Source organism: Shewanella sp. GD03713 (assembly GCF_029843705.1).
Taxonomy (GTDB): Bacteria; Pseudomonadota; Gammaproteobacteria; order Enterobacterales; family Shewanellaceae; genus Shewanella.
Genome location: NZ_JAOCIW010000001.1, coordinates 3,378,563 through 3,395,951, shown reverse-complemented (window position 1 = coordinate 3,395,951; position 17,389 = coordinate 3,378,563). Strand labels below are relative to the sequence as shown.

Annotated in this window: 12 protein-coding genes; 9 read left to right on the top strand and 3 right to left on the bottom strand. The window is 48.6% G+C overall.

Features of this window, described 5'->3' with window-relative positions; genetic code table 11:
• Positions 1 to 78 precede the first annotated feature (78 nt).
• From glgC to N5E87_RS14915, 5 genes are all read left to right on the top strand, one after another.
• Positions 79 to 1,341: a glucose-1-phosphate adenylyltransferase gene (gene glgC, locus N5E87_RS14935; RefSeq protein ID WP_011623506.1), complete on the top strand. Its 1,263-nt coding sequence runs from the start codon at positions 79 to 81 to the stop codon at positions 1,339 to 1,341.
• Between the two features lie 67 nt (positions 1,342 to 1,408).
• Positions 1,409 to 2,992 (top strand): glycogen/starch synthase, encoded by a 1,584-nt coding sequence (locus N5E87_RS14930; protein WP_164717965.1) that lies wholly within the window; start codon positions 1,409 to 1,411, stop codon positions 2,990 to 2,992.
• Positions 2,993 to 3,148: 156 nt separating this feature from the next.
• Positions 3,149 to 6,178 (top strand): EAL domain-containing protein, encoded by a 3,030-nt coding sequence (locus N5E87_RS14925; RefSeq protein WP_279775376.1) that lies wholly within the window; start codon positions 3,149 to 3,151, stop codon positions 6,176 to 6,178.
• A gap of 229 nt (positions 6,179 to 6,407) precedes the next feature.
• Positions 6,408 to 7,793, top strand: coding sequence for a DEAD/DEAH box helicase (locus tag N5E87_RS14920; RefSeq protein WP_279775375.1), 1,386 nt, complete (start codon positions 6,408 to 6,410; stop codon positions 7,791 to 7,793).
• 123 nt (positions 7,794 to 7,916) lie between these two features.
• Positions 7,917 to 9,014, top strand: a complete 1,098-nt coding sequence (locus N5E87_RS14915; RefSeq protein WP_279775374.1) for a GTP-binding protein — start codon at positions 7,917 to 7,919, stop codon at positions 9,012 to 9,014.
• Positions 9,015 to 9,050: 36 nt separating this feature from the next.
• On the opposite strand, the gene N5E87_RS14910 is transcribed toward N5E87_RS14915, so the two are convergent.
• Positions 9,051 to 9,827, bottom strand: coding sequence for a transporter substrate-binding domain-containing protein (locus N5E87_RS14910; protein ID WP_086904367.1), 777 nt, complete (start codon positions 9,825 to 9,827; stop codon positions 9,051 to 9,053).
• Between the two features lie 335 nt (positions 9,828 to 10,162).
• Between N5E87_RS14910 and N5E87_RS14905 the strand changes: the two genes are divergently transcribed.
• Complete coding sequence (locus N5E87_RS14905; protein ID WP_086904366.1) at positions 10,163 to 10,684, top strand: DUF3087 domain-containing protein; 522 nt, start codon at positions 10,163 to 10,165, stop codon at positions 10,682 to 10,684.
• A 116-nt stretch (positions 10,685 to 10,800) separates the two neighbouring features.
• Here N5E87_RS14905 and N5E87_RS14900 read toward each other — a convergent pair whose 3' ends face one another.
• Positions 10,801 to 12,345 (bottom strand): MFS transporter, encoded by a 1,545-nt coding sequence (locus N5E87_RS14900; RefSeq protein ID WP_086904365.1) that lies wholly within the window; start codon positions 12,343 to 12,345, stop codon positions 10,801 to 10,803.
• A gap of 418 nt (positions 12,346 to 12,763) precedes the next feature.
• Between N5E87_RS14900 and N5E87_RS14895 the strand changes: the two genes are divergently transcribed.
• Entirely contained in the window at positions 12,764 to 14,116 is a 1,353-nt protein-coding gene (locus tag N5E87_RS14895; protein ID WP_086904364.1) for an MATE family efflux transporter, read from the top strand.
• Positions 14,117 to 14,344: 228 nt separating this feature from the next.
• Positions 14,345 to 15,856 (top strand): hypothetical protein, encoded by a 1,512-nt coding sequence (locus N5E87_RS14890; protein ID WP_011717784.1) that lies wholly within the window; start codon positions 14,345 to 14,347, stop codon positions 15,854 to 15,856.
• A 348-nt stretch (positions 15,857 to 16,204) separates the two neighbouring features.
• On the opposite strand, the gene N5E87_RS14885 is transcribed toward N5E87_RS14890, so the two are convergent.
• Complete coding sequence (locus N5E87_RS14885; RefSeq protein WP_164717877.1) at positions 16,205 to 16,369, bottom strand: hypothetical protein; 165 nt, start codon at positions 16,367 to 16,369, stop codon at positions 16,205 to 16,207.
• Between the two features lie 433 nt (positions 16,370 to 16,802).
• Between N5E87_RS14885 and N5E87_RS14880 the strand changes: the two genes are divergently transcribed.
• A complete protein-coding gene (locus N5E87_RS14880; protein WP_086904958.1) occupies positions 16,803 to 17,318 on the top strand; it encodes a hypothetical protein in 516 nt (171 codons plus the stop codon).
• The last annotated feature ends 71 nt before the right edge of the window (positions 17,319 to 17,389 follow it).

Sequence of the window (17,389 nt, the reverse complement as noted above, 5' to 3'; positions counted from 1 at the left end):
ATCCTGCGGCCTAAGGGCGGCAGGGAAGAGTGGTTGTGAAGCAATCGGCACTGATGTGCTATTTGGGGAGTAGAGCCTATGTCTAATGTACGTTATATCAGTAATTTAACTCGTGAAACCTATGCATTGATTCTGGCTGGTGGCCGAGGCTCGCGTTTACATGAACTCACCGACTGGCGCGCCAAACCCGCGCTGTATTTCGGGGGCAAGTTTAGGATCATCGATTTTCCGCTGTCGAATTGCATCAACTCGGGGATCCGCCGCGTTGGGGTAGTGACCCAATATAAGTCGCACTCGTTAATTCGCCACGTGATGCGCGGTTGGGGCCACTTTAAAAAGGAATTAGGTGAGTCGGTGGAGATTCTGCCTGCCTCACAACGTTACTCTGAGAATTGGTATCAAGGCACGGCCGACGCGGTATTCCAAAATATCGACATCATTCGCCATGAGCTGCCAAAGTACGTGATGGTGCTCTCGGGTGACCATGTGTATCGCATGGATTACGCAGGCTTACTGGCGGCCCATGCCGAATCCGGCGCCGATATGACAGTCTCCTGCCTCGAGGTGCCAGTGGCCGAAGCGGCGGGCGCGTTTGGGGTGATGGAAGTCGATGACGAGATGCGCATCCTAGGATTTGAAGAAAAACCTAAGCATCCTAAACACTCCCCAGGCAATCCTGAGAAGTGCCTCGCCTCGATGGGCAACTATGTGTTTAACACTGAGTTTTTGTTCGATCAGTTGAAGAAAGACGCGCAAAATGCCAATTCCGATCGGGATTTTGGTAAAGATATTATTCCCTCGATCATCGAAAAACATAAAGTGTTTGCCTACCCCTTTAAGAGTGCTTTCCCCAACGAGCAAGCCTACTGGCGCGATGTGGGCACCTTGGATTCCTTCTGGCAGGCCAATATGGAATTGTTATCGCCCACGCCCGCCTTAAACCTCTACGATGCCAAATGGCCGATTTGGACCTATCAGGAGCAATTGCCTCCCGCCAAGTTTGTGTTCGACGATGACGATAGACGCGGCATGGCGGTGGATTCGATTATATCCGGCGGCTGTATTATCTCGGGGGCGACCGTGCGCCGCAGCGTGTTGTTTAACGAGGTACGGGTTTGTTCCTACTCAGTGGTTGAGGACTCGGTTGTGCTACCCGATGTGGTGGTGCTGCGCCACTGTAAGATTAAAAACGCCATCATCGACAGGGGCTGCATCATCCCCGAAGGTACAGTGATTGGTTACAACCACGACCATGACAGGGCAAAAGGCTTTAGGGTGTCCGAGAAGGGCATCACCTTAGTCACCCGCGATATGTTAGGGCTGCCCGTGGGCTATGAGTAAGGCCAAGTTAATAATTTGCATGAATATTAACCCTGTTGGAGTATGAAGTTAGGTGAAACGCATATTAATGGTCGCGGCAGAAAATGGGGCGCTGAAAGGGGCGAAAGTGGGCGGGATGGCGGATGTGATCCGTGACTTGCCCCAAGCCCTCGCGGGTGTTGAAATCCAAGCCGATGTAATTATGCCAAGCTACGGATTTTTAACCGGCCTTGGGGCCAAACTTATCCATGAGTTTGAGGTGAGTTTTGCCGGGCGACAGGAGCCGATTAAGTTGTATTGGCTAGCGCATCCCAAGGTGCAGGGCGCCAATATTTACTTGCTCGAGCATGGGCTGTGGCAATCCAGCCCCGGGCAGATTTATAGCCAAGGCTCGAGTGACCGCCCCTTTGCCGATGATGCGACTAAGTTTGCGCTGTTGTGTGCAAGCGTAGCCAAAGCCTTAGTGGCGGGGCTTGTGCCTATGCCTCAGCTTTTACATCTGCACGACTGGCACACGGGATGTTTAGCCATGCTGCGGGCGCTGGCGCCTGAGTATCAAGCATTGCAAAGCATAGAATGTGTGTTTTCGATTCATAATCTTGCGCTGCAGGGGATTAGGCCGCTGAGCCATGATACCTCAAGCTTGGCGGCTTGGTTTCCTCACTTATTCGCCCAGTTGGATGAGGGCCAGCGCGCCCAGATTATCGACCCCCGTTATCCCCATTGCATCAATCCGATGCGGATGGGAATTACGCTGGCGGGTAAGGTGCATCTCGTCTCACCCACCTACGCCAGGGAAGTGTTGCTTCCCTCTCGCCCAGAGTTTGGGTTCTTCGGTGGTGAAGGTTTAGAGGCGGATTTACAACGCAAAGCCGAGCAGGGGCGAGTGCTTGGCATTTTAAACGGTTGCGAATACCCAGAGGCTTTAGCGCAAAGCTCCCTCGAACGTATGGGATTAACCGAGTTTAAGGAACTACTGAGTTGCATCGAGTCGGCCTTAGTGCAGTGGCAGGGCGGACGAAGTCAGGTGAGTGGCGTCGATATGATTGCTTTTACGCGGCTGCAAGCCTTGTGGCGCCAAGCCTCTGCGGAGGTGTTTCCGGACTTTCTGTTGACCTCGGTTGGCCGGCTTACCGATCAAAAGGTGCTGATCCTGCGCCATATTTTACCTTCTGGCTTATCGGTATTAGAGACATTGCTGCAACAGTTGCAGCAAACGCAGCCTAAGGCACTGTTTGTGCTGCTTGGCAGCGGTGATACTGAGATAGGGCAATTTTTTCAAACTCTTGCGGCTAAGTATGCCCATTTTGTATTTCTGCAGGGATACCATGAGGAGCTATCCCAAAGTCTTTACCAAATGGGTGACTTGTTCCTGATGCCAAGCTCCTTCGAACCCTGTGGAATTAGCCAAATGCTCGCCATGCGTAGCGGTCAGCCTTGCCTTGTGCATGGGGTTGGCGGATTGCGGGATACGGTCGAGGATAATGTCGATGGCTTTGTGTTCTATGGCGACGATATCAAGGCGCAGGGTGAGGCTTTGCTAGCAAAGCTTGGCGCCGCGCTGGAGACATTTGGCGGTAATGATTGGATGCAACTCAAACGTCAGGCGAAAGCACGACGCTTTGACTGGCATAGCATTGCCCTCGAATACCAGACTCGGCTCTACGCTTAAGCTTGCCTGCACGGGATTTTGGCCGCGTACCAAGGCAAGATTTTGTCGGCAAGCCACTGTAATTAGATCATGATTTGTAAGCAATTCTGCTACACTTGTGAGGGAGAGTTTTCGTAAGATAATCCGTTCCTTCATTTTGGAGTTGCTTCCACATCCATGGATAAAAGCATTTTCTTACCCTTAGTACAAAATGCGGCGTTACTGCTAGCCTTGGTATTTTTGTACGATGCGATTCCTAAAAAGCATCAGCGGCAGTATTTTCTTCTGTGGCGGCTGGGGATCGGATTACTCATAGGTGGCATAGGCGTCACGATTATGAGTACCCCATGGATGTACGAACCCGGCATTATCTTCGACACTCGCTCAGTACTCTTATGTGTTACCGGCCTCTTTTTTGGTGGTTTGCCTACTGCGGTGGCGGTGATTATCACCGGAATTTATCGTTACAGTATTGGCGGCGCCGCCATGTGGGTGGGGTTAGGCGTGATTATGTCCTCGGGCTTGATTGGCGTGCTCTGGCGTCAACAGCGTAAATCTTACCTTGCCAATATCTCGGGCAGAGAAATCTTCAGTTTTGCCTTTGTTGTCCACATCGTTATGTTGTTGTGGTTCTTTTTGCTGCCGGACAAGATTGCCATTCCCGTGCTGCAAAAAATCATGCTGCCCGTGCTAACCATTTATCCCCTTGCGACTTGGTTACTGAGCCGTTTGCTATCTCGCCGTTTTGAGCTGGAGCGTGACGAGCAGATCCGTTTGCAGGATGATTTTTTATTCCGCAGCCAATTTAACGTTGGCAACATAGGGATTGCTATTACCGGCGTTGACCAAAAGTGGATCAAGGTGAATCCAAGGCTGTGCCAGATGCTGAAATACTCAGAGGATGAGTTGCTGCATATGACCTGGAAACAGCTCACTCATCCCGATGATGTCGAGGCTGATATCGTCAAGTTTGAACTCATGCTCGCGGGCAAAATTGATAACTATGAGATGGATAAACGCTTTATCGCCAAAGATAATTCGATTGTGTATACCCATATGACGGTCGCCTGTAAGCGCGCGAACCATCAGGTGTTATTGGTGATTGCGGGTTATTTGGATGTCACTGCACAGACTCTAGCCGATAGGGAAGTGCTCGCCAGTCGTGAGCAACTTGAATTGGTGTTAAGCAGTAGCGACTTGGGTGTTTGGGACTGGGATATCCGTAATGACCATATCGAACGTAATGCCCGCAGCGCCGATATCCTAGGTTGCGATATCGACATGCTCAATGCCAATAGCCGCCAATGGATGGACTCGATTGTCGCCGAAGATAGGCCCAAGGTGCTGCACTCCATCGAGGCCCATATTCGCGGAGAAACGCCGCAGCATAAGATGGAATATCGCTTAAAAACCCTCAACCGCGATATTCGCTGGATTTTAGATACTGGCAAAGTGGTGAGCCGTGATGCCAATAATAATGCCTTAAGGATGTGTGGTACCTATACGGATATCACCGAGGCCAAGCTTATCGAAGAATCTCTAAAGCTATCTGCACTGGTGTATGACAACAGCTCAGAGGCCATGAGCGTGCTCGATGAAACCGGTATTATCATCACAGTCAACGCCGCCTTTACCGCGATTACAGGTTACAGCGAGTCAGAAATTCGCGGCCAGCATATTCGCATGCTCTACTGCGATCTCAACGGTCACGGCTTTTATACCGAGATGAATAATGAAATTCGCGAAAAAGGCGAGTGGCAGGGGGAAATGCGCCAGCGACGTAAGAACAACGAAGAGTACGTCATTTGGCTCACCATCAACACCATCAAAGATAAAGATGGCCAACCTTACCGCCGTGTGGCGCTGTTTTCCGATATCACAGATAAAAAACAGAGCGAACATTTGATCTGGAAACAGGCCAACTACGACACGCTCACGGGCCTACCGAATCGGCGCATGTTGCTCGAATATTTGGGCGCCGAAATCAAGAGTGCCGACCGCAATCGCAATCACTTTGCCTTGATGTTCCTCGATCTGGATTACTTTAAAGAAGTGAACGACACCTTAGGCCATGCCATGGGGGATCTATTGCTGATTGAAACCGCCAGTCGCTTAAAATCCTGTGTGCGGGATACCGATGTGGTGGCTCGCCTCGGTGGGGATGAGTTTACTGTGGTGCTCAGCGCCATGGAGGATCACAAGGGCATTGAGCGGGTTGCCGAACACATTTTACGCCGCATTGCAGAGCCCTATGTGCTGGGGGAAGAAACCGCCTATATCAGCGCCAGTATTGGCATCACCCTTTATCCCGATGATGCGACTAGCATTGAAGGCTTGCTCAAACATGCGGATCAGGCCATGTATGCGGCGAAAGACCAGGGCCGCAATCGCTTCAATTATTTCACCCCTTCAATGCAGGAATACGCCAAATATCGGATGCGCTTAATCCAAGATTTGCGCCAGGCCGTGGTGAATAAAGAATTTGAACTGCACTACCAGCCCATAGTGGCTATGACCACGGGCGAAGTGCTTAAGGCCGAAGCGCTATTGCGTTGGTTCCATCCGGAGCGAGGTTATGTATCCCCTGCGGAATTTATTCCCGTCGCCGAAGATACCGGGTTGATTGTTGAGATTGGCAACTGGGTCTTTGAGCAGGCGGCGCGTCAAAGCGCTCAGTGGCGTAAGACTCTGGGGGTTGAAATTCAAATCAGCGTCAACAAATCACCCATCCAGTTTCGCGATGAAGGCACGCTGTTGCACAATTGGCTCGAGTTACTACAGGAATTGGATGTGACAGGCACAGGGGTGTGCGTCGAGATCACCGAAGGGTTGCTCCTCGATGCCAGTATGGGCGTGACCGAAAAACTCTTGGCCTATCGGGATGCAGGCGTACAAGTCTCCTTGGACGACTTTGGTACGGGCTATTCCTCCTTGGCGTATTTGAAGAAGTTCGATATCGATTATTTAAAAATCGATCAATCTTTTACCCGCAATATCGACACTGATGAAAGCGACCAAACCCTGTGCGAGGCGATTATCGTTATGGCCCATAAACTCGGGATGAAAGTGATCGCCGAAGGGGTCGAAACCGAGGCGCAGCGCCAAGTGCTGCTCAATGCGGGCTGTGACTATGGCCAAGGCTATTTATTTTCTAAGCCCGTGAGTGCCAGCGAATTTGCGCGTCAGCATTTGGTGAAAGAGGCCTAGGCGAGTATAGCGTGAACGCTGGCTTGAGTTTATGCCTATCTTTTGCCTATAAATGCGTCGCAAATTTTGCTAGACTCCGCGGCCCCGTAAAGGGCATATGGCGGCTGATTCGAATGGCAGTTAATCAGAGTAGTGCTTGATAAAGCCTGCTAACGACGTCGCACTTTATGGAACCAAGCTGTATTTATCGGTTTTGCATTAACACTTCGCACTCACAAAAAGAGCTTTTATGAAATTTGACACACTCGGCTTATCTTCCCCTATTTTGAATGCGATAGCTGAGTGTGGCTATCAGCAGCTCACGCAAGTGCAGCAGCAGGTGATCCCCCTCGCGCTCGAAGGAAAAGACATTATGGCCTGCGCCCAAACGGGCACGGGCAAAACCGCATCCTTTGCCTTACCCCTGCTTGAGCAACTGTCAAAGCAGCCAAATGATAAACCTTTGCTTAGGGCGTTGGTGATGACGCCGACCCGGGAACTGGCAATTCAAGTTTGCGCTAATATTCAGAAATACAGTCAGTTTTTACCCCTGAAAACCTTAGCCGTTTATGGCGGAGCGAACATGAATCCGCAGCGTAAAGGGGTGGAGCAGGGCGTGGATATCCTGGTGGCGACGCCGGGGCGACTCTTCGACATTATTGGCCAGTTCCATTTAGATCTCTCGAGTGTGACCACCTTAGTGATCGACGAAGCGGACCGCATGCTCGATTTAGGCTTTGTGCGCGACATTGAAAAGGTAAAACGTCTTATTGCCACTGAGCATCAAACCATGTTGTTTTCAGCCACCTACAGCGATGCGGTCAAGCAGCTTTCCCATAAGATGCTCAATCAACCCGAGTGGGTCAATGTGGCCGAAAATACCACGGCATCTACGGTTGAGCAGCTGGTCTATCGAGTCGATAAACGCCGCAAGGCCGAATTATTGTCAGAGCTTGTCGGGCGCAACAATTGGCGTCAGGTGCTGGTGTTTGCCAGCACTAAGGAATGCGCCGAACATCTATTGCAGGAACTCACCCTCGATGGGATCAGCGCGGGCGTGTTCCACGGCGATAAAACCCAAGGCGCGCGTAATCGCGTGCTCGATGATTTCAAAGCGGGTAAACTGCGAGTGCTGGTGGCGACCGATGTGGCGGCGCGCGGCTTAGATATTCAGGCGTTGCCCTTAGTGATTAACCTCGAATTACCATTCCTTGCGGAAGACTATGTTCACCGTATTGGCCGCACTGGCCGTGCGGGGCTCTCGGGCCGCGCGATATCATTTGTGTCTCCAGCAGATGATGAGATGTTAGCTGAGATTGAGGCCCTAATTGGCCAAACTCTGCCAGTGACGGTACAGCCCGGTTACGAGGAAGGCACACCGCTGCCTGCGCGTTACCGTGAGGCGCCGACGGCAACCACTAAGACCGCTAAGTGGAATTACAAGAGCAGTCGCAATACGGGGGCCAAAGGTGCGGGCGGCAGTGGCACTAAAGCTAATGGTGCGAGGGGCAAGGGCGGCTTTGGCGGCAACGCCGGATTTGGTCAATCGAGCGAAAGCCAAGCACGGGCGCGTAAATCGCCAGCCCGTGAAGGTAAATACGCTAAAAATAAGCCGAATACTCAAAAGGGTAAATAATCCCTCTGTATCGGTTTATCCATTTATCAGCGCGCCATTGGCGCGCTTTTTGTTGAGCTTTAAAGGGATAATCCCTACACTCGAGTGCCCTCAATTCTGTTCGTTGCCATGAGAGTGTCGTCCATGATAATCAAAGCCATTCCCACCAATATCATCACAGGTTTTTTAGGCGTAGGAAAAACTAGCCTAATTAAACAGCTGCTTAAGACCAAACCCGAAGGCGAAACCTGGGCAGTCTTAGTGAATGAGTTTGGTGAAGTCGGGATTGATGCAGGGTTGATGGATGCCAGCGACAGCGGGGTGCAAATTCGTGAGGTGGCGGGTGGCTGCATGTGCTGCGCCGCAGGTGTGCCGACTCAAGTGGCCATTAATCAACTGATCGCCCGTGCTAAGCCCGACAGATTGTTAATTGAGCCGACGGGGCTTGGGCATCCCAACGAGATTATCAAAGTGCTTAGCGCGCCCCATTATCAAAATGTCATCAGTTTGCAGAGCACTTTATGCCTTATCGATGCCCGCAAATTACGGGATGAACGCTACCGTAGACATGACAATTTTATCCAGCAGTTGCACGTCGCCGATATGATAGTCACCACGAAAACCGATTTATACCCCGAATTTGAAGCGGCTGAGGGCGGGCACTTGGCGGACGACTTAAGCCAATATTTGAATGAGTTACAGCTGAGTGATACCCGTGTGATTGAACACAGTGCGACTAAGGGATTATCCGCAGCCTTGCTCGACGGCCTTAGACAGCCACGGCGTCAAAATGCCTCGAATGGCAAATCCGCCGCTTTTCGACCCGTGACAACATCCGCAAGTCTTTTGCGAAATACTCGCGACAGTTTAGGGTTGCAGGGCGTTTTTGCCGAGGATACGAGCGAGCAAACCTTTCAATTCGATGCGCGCGGCTTAGTGCGTAAACACAATCAGGGTGAAGGCTGCTTTAGCTGCGGCTGGGTTGTTGAGCCAATGCAAGAGTTTGATTTTGATAAACTCATGCAGTTTATCTCGGCGCAGACTCAAGGCCATTCTGCACTTTTGCGGCTAAAAGCTGTGATGATCACCAGCGATGGTATTGCCGGGATCAATTGGAGTGATGGTGATATGGCGGTGACTGAGCTGGACGATAGCCTAGATTCACGCTTAGAAATGATCGCGACCCAAGCGCTCAATTGGGATGAGATTGAGCAAGGTTTGTTGGGCTGTTTAGCGCGCTAGGCTAAGTACGCCATTTCATCTTCAGTGTGAGTCGTGCTACTCGGTCAGCATAGTATCTGGGATAGACACGCCCCTCGCCTTAGCGAGGTTTGCTAATTCACCGCTTTGTACCATGTCTTGCAGAAATAGATCGAAACTCTCCAGAAGCGGTTGAAATTGGGCGTATTTTGGAAAAGCCATAAAGCCATCTTGAGTATCAATCGCGGGCGAAAGTGGCATGATGTTCTGTGGAAGCTTGATTTGTGCCAGTAGCGACTCAGTGTTGCGGACATTGCTGGCGAGCAGATCGAGATCCCCACGGGATAAGCGTTCAATGCCACTTTTAAGATCGGCAAATTCATTGATGGTGAGCGACTTAGTGCGCTCGTTAAACAGATAGCCGTAACTCCAACCCTGCATTTTACCAATTCTTAGGCCACGGATACTGGCATAATTGCCATCCCAAGGCGTGGGATGATGGGTTCTGGCGTAAAAGACAATGTCGTCACGGTAAAAGGCGAGGGACGAAAAGGCTAAGACTTTCTGACGAGCTTCTGAAATGTAGGGGCCAATTAGGATATCCGCTTGCCCTCGTTCGACCATAGATTGGGCGCGGCGCCAGGGCGCAAGTTGATAGTGAATCGTCACTTTTTGGCGTTCGGCAAAGCGATTCAGAATATCTACAGCTAGACCGTTGTATTCGCCCTTAGCGTTTTGTTCAAAAATCTGGCTAAACGAGGTACCGACGGCAAGCAACTCCTCCGCCTGTGCGGGTGGGCACAGGCTCGAGAGGATAAAAAGGCTGCAAGCGATAAGCACTCTTTTACATGCCATTGACGGTTCCTTTATGACGACTATAGGAATTTAGTTCAATTTCGAGGTAGTTATTAGGTAAATGTTCTTTTTCCTCAATATTGGCAAATTGTACACCGATTTTTATGCTTACTCGCAGTTTACAAAGTGACTATACGGGATAAGAGTGTTTCTTTAAATGGAAGATAAGCGGATAAATTGATTGGCATTTTACTTATTTTGCTTATCTGGCTAAGCCTGTTTCAATTTGTATCACATTGAGTTGGCTATAGATGAAAGACGCGGATATTCAGGCAGATTCAAGCAATCTGAGGTATGCTGCGCCGTCATGCGTTTTTTCGATAAGAAGTGAGCCGATGAAGTTACAGCAAGTAGATAAAACGATTTACCGCAGCAATATGAACCTGTTTATGGTGGCCTTGGTATTAGGCTTGATTGTGTTATCCCTAAGCTTTGGGGCGGGATTGATTGCGCTCTTTGGCGTAGAGGCTGTGCCCGGTGAGCCGACGGGGAATTTCCATTGGAATCTACTCGGGGTGATTCTGGCGGTATTGCTCTGTAGCGCCGTAGTGTATCAGTTTAAGACTCTGCCCTTTTTTAAAGAGATTTATTACGTGTGGCAGTTAAAGCAGTTACAAAATCGCATTTACCGTAAGTTGAATAAGATCCGAGCAGCGGCGGCGACTAATGATGTAAATGCGTTGATTACATTGCTGTTTTACTTCACCAGTTTACGCCAAGTCTATCTGCTCGATGATAATACCTTGACCTTATCCAGCGTCGATAAGGAATTAAATCAACTGCAAGAGCAGTGCAACGCCTTGGGATTAACCCTGTCGGCCGAGCAATTCGAAGTCGAGCTGTTAGCGGGCTTTTAGTGACATTTCAGTCAAACATCCAATAAAAAAGTGAGTGCCTACACACTCACTTTTTACATAAGCCTATTGGAGCGAGAACTTACGCCTCATATTGCGCCCCTAAAGACCTCAATCCATTAGTGCGTGGCTTGCTGCGCCCGTTGTAGCGACAGTAACCACTTACCATAGATATAGATCCCCACAGCCGAAATGGTGCCGATCGCGGCGATAATATACCAAGCCATACCGATATTGTGGCTGTGGTAGAGCAGCTGAGTCAGGTCGTGGGCGTTTTCGCCAGTAAAGCTGACTAAGGTAGTAAAGGCTTCGCCTTGCGGGATGGCATTCACATCCGTTGAACTCATGCCGCGCTCGAGTAATAACTCGCGTGAGAACAACTCCTTAGAGGCGAAAATTTCATAGAGTTTGGGGCCAAAATACCCTTCTAAGCCCCAACCAATTCCTTGCGGTAGCATCACAAAACCAAGATACATGGCTTTTTTACCTTCGGGAGCAATGTTACCCATAAATTCGTTCTTCTTCGGGCTTATCATCATCTCGCCGATAGAGAACATGGCAATGGCGAACACGATAAACCAAGCGGCATGGAAGGCACCGATAAACACAAAGGCCAAGATACTGAGTAAACAGCCAATCAGCATCGCCGTGGTGATGCGGTATTTGGCGGTCAGCGCGGCAATTAAAAAGCAGCTGGTCATAATCAGGCCGGCGTTGAGGTTCAGCATGCCTTCTGGCATCACCTTAGTGCCTTCGTTATTTAACCCAAGCCAGAACTGTAAAATGCCGTTGCTGGTGCCTTCGCTACCAAACAGACTGGTGACAATCACGCTGGTATCGACCCACTCGGAGATGTGGATCGGCAGTACGTCGAACAGGGCGTTAAAGAGGAACCAAAAGCCTGAAAACACTAGCATGTAATAAATCACGATAGGTTTTTTAAGCTCATGCCAAGCGTCGCGCCAGAGCGCTTCTTGCTTAATTTCGCCGGATTTAATTTGCTGATTGCGCGCAACGCGCTCGGCCTTGCCCGGCTCGGTATACGTCAATAGGAACAAGAAGTTTAGCGAGATAATCGCGGCACAGGCATAAAACACATTATCCCAAGAAAGCTGGCGCATATGCACGGCAACCAATGGCCCTAAGAAACCACCGATATTCACGACTTGATAAAATATCCCCCAGGCCATGGAGGTGTTATTGCGATTGGTGGAGAGCACTAAAGTGCCTTGAATACCGGGTTTAAATATCCCAGTGCCGATGGCGAGTAACAGTGCCCCCGATAAGAAGCCCCAAAAAGTGGGGAAAAACGCCATGGTCAGGTAGCCCATGATTTTAATCACGGTTGAGCCGAAAATTGTTTCCTTGTAACCGACTCTATCGGAAATCCCGCCGGTAAACACGGGCACAAAGGTCTGCATAATGGCCCAGAGCGAGATGATGATGCCATAGTCGCTGAGGCTGATCCCCAGACCGCCCGCCGACTCGGGGGCTTTGGCGTATAAGCCCGCACTGGCTTTGACACCGTAATAGGCGATACGCTCGACCAGCTCCATACCGCCCACTAACCAAAAAATATAACTTAGGCTAGTGATCGAGGCCCACATGCCTAACTGCTTGACTTCGCGCAGATCATTCTCTGCATTTGGACTGCTGTGACTCATGTCCTTCCCTTTATTATTGTTATTGAATTTAATTCCACTAATTCATTATTAATTAAATGGTTAACGCAATTGCTTGGGCAAATAACGCCGCAATAATTAACCGATTTTGGGCAATTTAAGCCTACACTTTACCTAATTAAGGGTTAAATACCAAAAAAGTAGTGAAAAATGATGACTTTCACCACATCTGTTATTAAGTGATGCTTGCTTGTTGCAATCACGGAATAAATATGTGCTAGCAGTAAGGTATTGTGCTGATTAGTTTTTGTTACAAGTTTCTCCCGTTAAACGCGATTGGTATTAAGGTAAAATTTAGGTACAATCCACTGCCGCATTTTTGTTCATCCTTTATTTCTCTGTGTAATACCGCCAGAACAAGCTGAGTGCGCGCCCGCCTTTATTTTTGTGAGATTAGGTTATGACTGCTATTTCCGCTGCCGCAACGGACCAACGCCTGTTGCAAGAGCCGATTTCAAAGCTTTTTTGGCGCTACACCATTCCAACGATCGCCTCCATGCTGGTGACTGGGGTGTATGTCACCATTGATGGTATCTTCGTTGGTCATTATCTCGGTGAAACTGGATTGGCGGGCATGATGTTGGCCTATCCCGTGGGTGCGATTCTCTATGCAGTTGGCGCCATGATAGGCATGGGTAGCGCGGCGTTAGTCTCGATTAACTTAGGGCAAGGTAATGTCGCCAAGGCGCGCAAGTTGCTCGGCAACGCCTTTAGCTTGTGTTTACTGGCGGGGGTATTTTTTGCCTTAGTCGGCGGGATCTTTTCTCGGGATATTTTAATTGTCCTCGGCGCCGAGGGGGAAATACTCGAAAACGCTAACGAATACCTGTTCTGGTATTTTGCCTTATGTCATTTCCCTATTATCTCAATGGCATTCACCACCTTGCTGCGTAACGACGGTCGCCCATCTATGGTGACCTTTGTGCTGATTTTAGGTGGTGTGCTGAACACCTTTTTAGATTGGCTGTTTATTGTGGTGTTTCCCTTCGGTTTGGCCGGGGCGGCGATTGCCACCATGTTGTCCCAGGCCGTGACTGGTTTACTCTGCCTGCAGCATTTCTTTGGGACGCGCACACAGCTCAACATCAATCTTGAACAGATGAAGCTAAAGCTCGACAACTGCCTCAATATTGCCCGTGTTGGCCTGCCAAGCTTTTTGATGAACCTGTATTTGTCGATTGTATTGACCCTGCATAACACCGCATTTTTATGGGTCGGTGGCCCTCTGCATGTGGCGGCATACGGGGTTGTGAGTTACACCGAAGCGTTTTTCTATCTGATTTTTGAAGGCATTGCCCTCGGTACTCAGCCGATTTATAGCTTTAATGCGGGGGCAGGGCGCTTCGACAGAGTTAAGCAGGCACGCAATATCGCCTTTGGCATGACCCTACTCACCGCCGCACTTGGCTTAGTGTTGATTTATTCCCGCCCCGAATGGTTGGTGTACCTGTTTGCCGGTGACAATCCAAGCTTAACGCCGGTCGCGATTGAAGGAATGCGTTGGTATTTCTGGGGCTTACCTATGGAAGGCTTGATTCTTGTGGGCGCCAGTTTCTTCCAAGCGATTAATTGTTCTAAGCAGGCATCAATACTCACTGGGGCGAAGCTGCTGCTTATCGCCGCCATTATCTATTGTTTTGCCTGGGCCTTTGGCGTGATTGGCGTGTGGGTGTCGCTCGCGACCTGTAGCACTATGCTGGTGATTTGGATGTTTATCGCGATGGGGCGGCTCCAAGTGAACGCCAAAGTCTGATGTTGTTTACGCATTATCTTTACCTTCGAAACCGACTTAGTACTGGCGTGTCGGCATGCGCTCTGTTACATTTCGCTGGTTTAATCCCAGCTTAAATTTAGCGCAGTTTTTAGCGTGTTTTTTATCACTAAAATACGGCTGCCGACTGACGGTAAAAGCGTGCGGATAGGATAGAATTCTGGGCCTTTTCAGGCTCGTCGTTTGTTATTTATGTTTTATGAGGCTCTTATGCGCACCGCTGCAGTCATCTCTATGCTGTTGTTTGGCGTGTTAACCAGTGTTAATGCCAGTGCCAAGGATAATGAGCTAGTGTTTGCTAGCGATTTTGAGGGTAACCGCTTATCCCAACCTTGGTCTTGGATCATGGGCTGCCAATTTGAGGGCGCAGAGCCCCACAGTGGTGAGAGCGCATTGTTATGTGCCGAAGGCAATAGCAGTATTGTCAGTAAATTCCCTGTCTCCGAAGCGGGCCTATTGGAGTTTTGGGTGAAGACCCAAAATATCCAAACCCAATATCGGATTAATGTACTCACATCGCCGGTATTAAAGCTGGATGCCCAGTGGCAGCATGTGGCGCTGATTGATATCACCCCAGCAACAACCGAATATTTGGCCCACAGGGTGTCGATTGACGATCCGAGCCGCCAATATATTCGCCTCGATATCGAAGCCATTAATGGCCCCATCAGTTTGGATGACTTAACCCTAGATAAAATTCGCCTCGATATCGCACTGCAAAAGAACGAGCAAAAAATCATTGGTGGCATTTTAGATAAGCTTAAAGAAGACAAAAACTACGAGGTTCAGGCTGAATCCTTTAGAACCCTAGGTAAAAACTACGCCGCCCAGCTCGAAAGCCAAAGACAGTACCTCGAATATTCCAATGCGATTTACTCGAGCATCACCTTTGTATTGGCGACCTCTGAGCGTAACAAAATGTCTAACCCATTGGGTTATAACACCTTTAGGTCGGTATTAACCGATGCTAAGCGGGTGGCATCGCCGATCCAACAGGCGCGTTTAGGCTCTATGGTTAAGCCCTTTGGTGACTTAGCCACCGCCACTTTAAATGTGGTGAGTGCGGGCGCTTATTCGGCATTTGCCGAACCCTTTAAATCCTTCCTCGCGGCCACCTTTGATCGCTCAAACTATGACAACAGCGACTTAAGCCGCAGTGATAAAAAGTTTGCCGAGGAAAATGGCCTTAAGATCTATCAGCAGGCCGAGCGCTTTATGGCTGAAATCGAAAAAGAGCTGCAACAGGTCACGGCGCTCGATAACGATTTAGTCAATATGCAGAAGAACTTAGATACGTTCCGCAAGGATTTAGATAAGCATCTGCGTAGCTACCTGCAACATGCCAGCATTGCCCGCACCCCCGAAAATTACAGCAAGGTGATGAGCAAAGATGAGCAAACGCGGGCGCAGATTATGGCCGATGTAAATGCCAACATCAGCGCTAAGGCCGATGCCTTATTAGCCGCAAACAGCAATGCTGAATTAGTACAGTACATGATTAAAACCACTGAAAAGATGGATGAGTTTCAGGAGTTTAAAGAGCGTTTCAATCAAATCACTTCGGCGATGTTAACCTTCTACGATCGCTTCGAGCGCTCGATTGCCGCCGAGCAAAACCCCTTCACCGACCCAAGCGATAGGGCGGTATGGGAACAACATGCCCAAAGTGCACGCAACTATATTCGCCAATCGAAGGAAGCCTTTACTAAGGCCTTTATGTAGCGGCTTGTAGTAGAGACATAGATTGAGCTTTTTCATAAAAATGGCGGAGAAATAATTTTTCTCTGCCATTTTTATATGCGTAATTTACTGAAGTGATCGTTTAATCGGCCATATTAATCTGACAGTGTTGTATGCACACAGAAAGTGTATTATCTACTTGATTTTAAATGAGTGGCTGAATTTACTAGTCGTCAGGTGTGTAGGATGAATTGCCACTGTTTCCCCAGTGACACATCACCCTTTAATTTAATAAAAACCGTCCCTGAGGCTCTACTAGAACATCCTTTTTTTAGAAGGTCACTGGTACAACATTGCCAATCCTAAGTATCCCTCTAACTGTTCGTGTAACTAAAAAGCTTTTGCCCCAAAGCGAGATAAGTTTGTCGTCAGGTGTGTAGGATGAATTGCCATTGTTTCCCCTGTGACACGCCATAAACTCATCCCTGAGGGCTCGACGGCGGCATCCATGCCGCCAACGGTCACAGTTGCAACAATGGCAATCTTTACGATCATTGAACTGTTCATTGGCTAAAAGCTTTTTGCCCCATTCCTTGTTTCGGCTCTTTAGCTCAACCGAAAATTCCCACACATGCAGCCATAAATATTCTTATCTATTTGCCTATGTTTGGCCTTACCAGAAATCGACTAACAATGTATGGGTATACAGTCGTATTTAAATTTAGGTATTTTTGTATGATTTTTAGACAAAATTAGTGCGCACTAATTCCATCCGAAATAAATAAAACTCTATAAAATCAGGTGAATATAGTAACTGAATTTTAGTTAATAGGTTTGGAAAACGCGCATGCGCGTTTTTCCAGATGGTGAATTCGGCTGAAAGCTGATAAGTTCTTTGCATACAGGTAGTTAACCGTGCGCGTTTTCACTGATCAAACGAGGTAAACGCGCATGCGCACTAATCAAATGTTAAGTTACCAAGGAAGATATGCGTAAATTTCTGGCATTGGATAAAAAATCTCAAATAGACTTGCGAGAAAAGTATCCAGATCTTGATAAGTTGTATGCTGTAGAAGATACAGATGCATATACTTACATGGCGGTTTCGGTTTTCGACCGTTGGTTGGGAGAAGAAGACTCAATTAAATACTTATCTGACGTTTCTGATGAGGAGCAACAAAGTAGAGATGCAAAATTCGTTAAATTTGCGAAAAAATTAATCGATAACACTGAGGTTCTAAACTTTACATTTAAAGGTCGTTGGAGTTCAGCTAAACCACAATTTCGAAAATTTACCTCGGATGCTGCTAAAGAAGCTTACTTAATGTGCGCTCCACATAATGTAGATAGTAGTCATTTTTATAAAGTGGTGCTGCCTGAGTTGGAGGCTGTATATTTTGAAAGCTGGGACGACACTAATGTTTTCTACTTACGTAATCCTAAACACGCAGAAAAAATTGAAAAATGGGCTAATGAATGTGGCTTATACCGTCTAAATAGGTAACTTAACAAGCGCATCAAAAATGACGTCAAACGCTTGGCTGGCGCTCATTCTTCGCTAATTTTAGCCAAGCA

What these genes read in the sequence shown, in the direction of transcription:
- glgC (WP_011623506.1), top strand. Translation starts at nt 79, where the DNA reads ATGTCTAATGTACGTTATATCAGTAATTTAACTCGTGAAACCTATGCA.
- N5E87_RS14930 (WP_164717965.1), top strand. Translation starts at nt 1,409, where the DNA reads ATGGTCGCGGCAGAAAATGGGGCGCTGAAAGGGGCGAAAGTGGGCGGG.
- N5E87_RS14925 (WP_279775376.1), top strand. Translation starts at nt 3,149, where the DNA reads ATGGATAAAAGCATTTTCTTACCCTTAGTACAAAATGCGGCGTTACTG.
- N5E87_RS14920 (WP_279775375.1), top strand. Translation starts at nt 6,408, where the DNA reads ATGAAATTTGACACACTCGGCTTATCTTCCCCTATTTTGAATGCGATA.
- N5E87_RS14915 (WP_279775374.1), top strand. Translation starts at nt 7,917, where the DNA reads ATGATAATCAAAGCCATTCCCACCAATATCATCACAGGTTTTTTAGGC.
- N5E87_RS14910 (WP_086904367.1), bottom strand. Translation starts at nt 9,827, where the DNA reads ATGGCATGTAAAAGAGTGCTTATCGCTTGCAGCCTTTTTATCCTCTCG.
- N5E87_RS14905 (WP_086904366.1), top strand. Translation starts at nt 10,163, where the DNA reads ATGAAGTTACAGCAAGTAGATAAAACGATTTACCGCAGCAATATGAAC.
- N5E87_RS14900 (WP_086904365.1), bottom strand. Translation starts at nt 12,345, where the DNA reads ATGAGTCACAGCAGTCCAAATGCAGAGAATGATCTGCGCGAAGTCAAG.
- N5E87_RS14895 (WP_086904364.1), top strand. Translation starts at nt 12,764, where the DNA reads ATGACTGCTATTTCCGCTGCCGCAACGGACCAACGCCTGTTGCAAGAG.
- N5E87_RS14890 (WP_011717784.1), top strand. Translation starts at nt 14,345, where the DNA reads ATGCGCACCGCTGCAGTCATCTCTATGCTGTTGTTTGGCGTGTTAACC.
- N5E87_RS14885 (WP_164717877.1), bottom strand. Translation starts at nt 16,369, where the DNA reads ATGATCGTAAAGATTGCCATTGTTGCAACTGTGACCGTTGGCGGCATG.
- N5E87_RS14880 (WP_086904958.1), top strand. Translation starts at nt 16,803, where the DNA reads ATGCGTAAATTTCTGGCATTGGATAAAAAATCTCAAATAGACTTGCGA.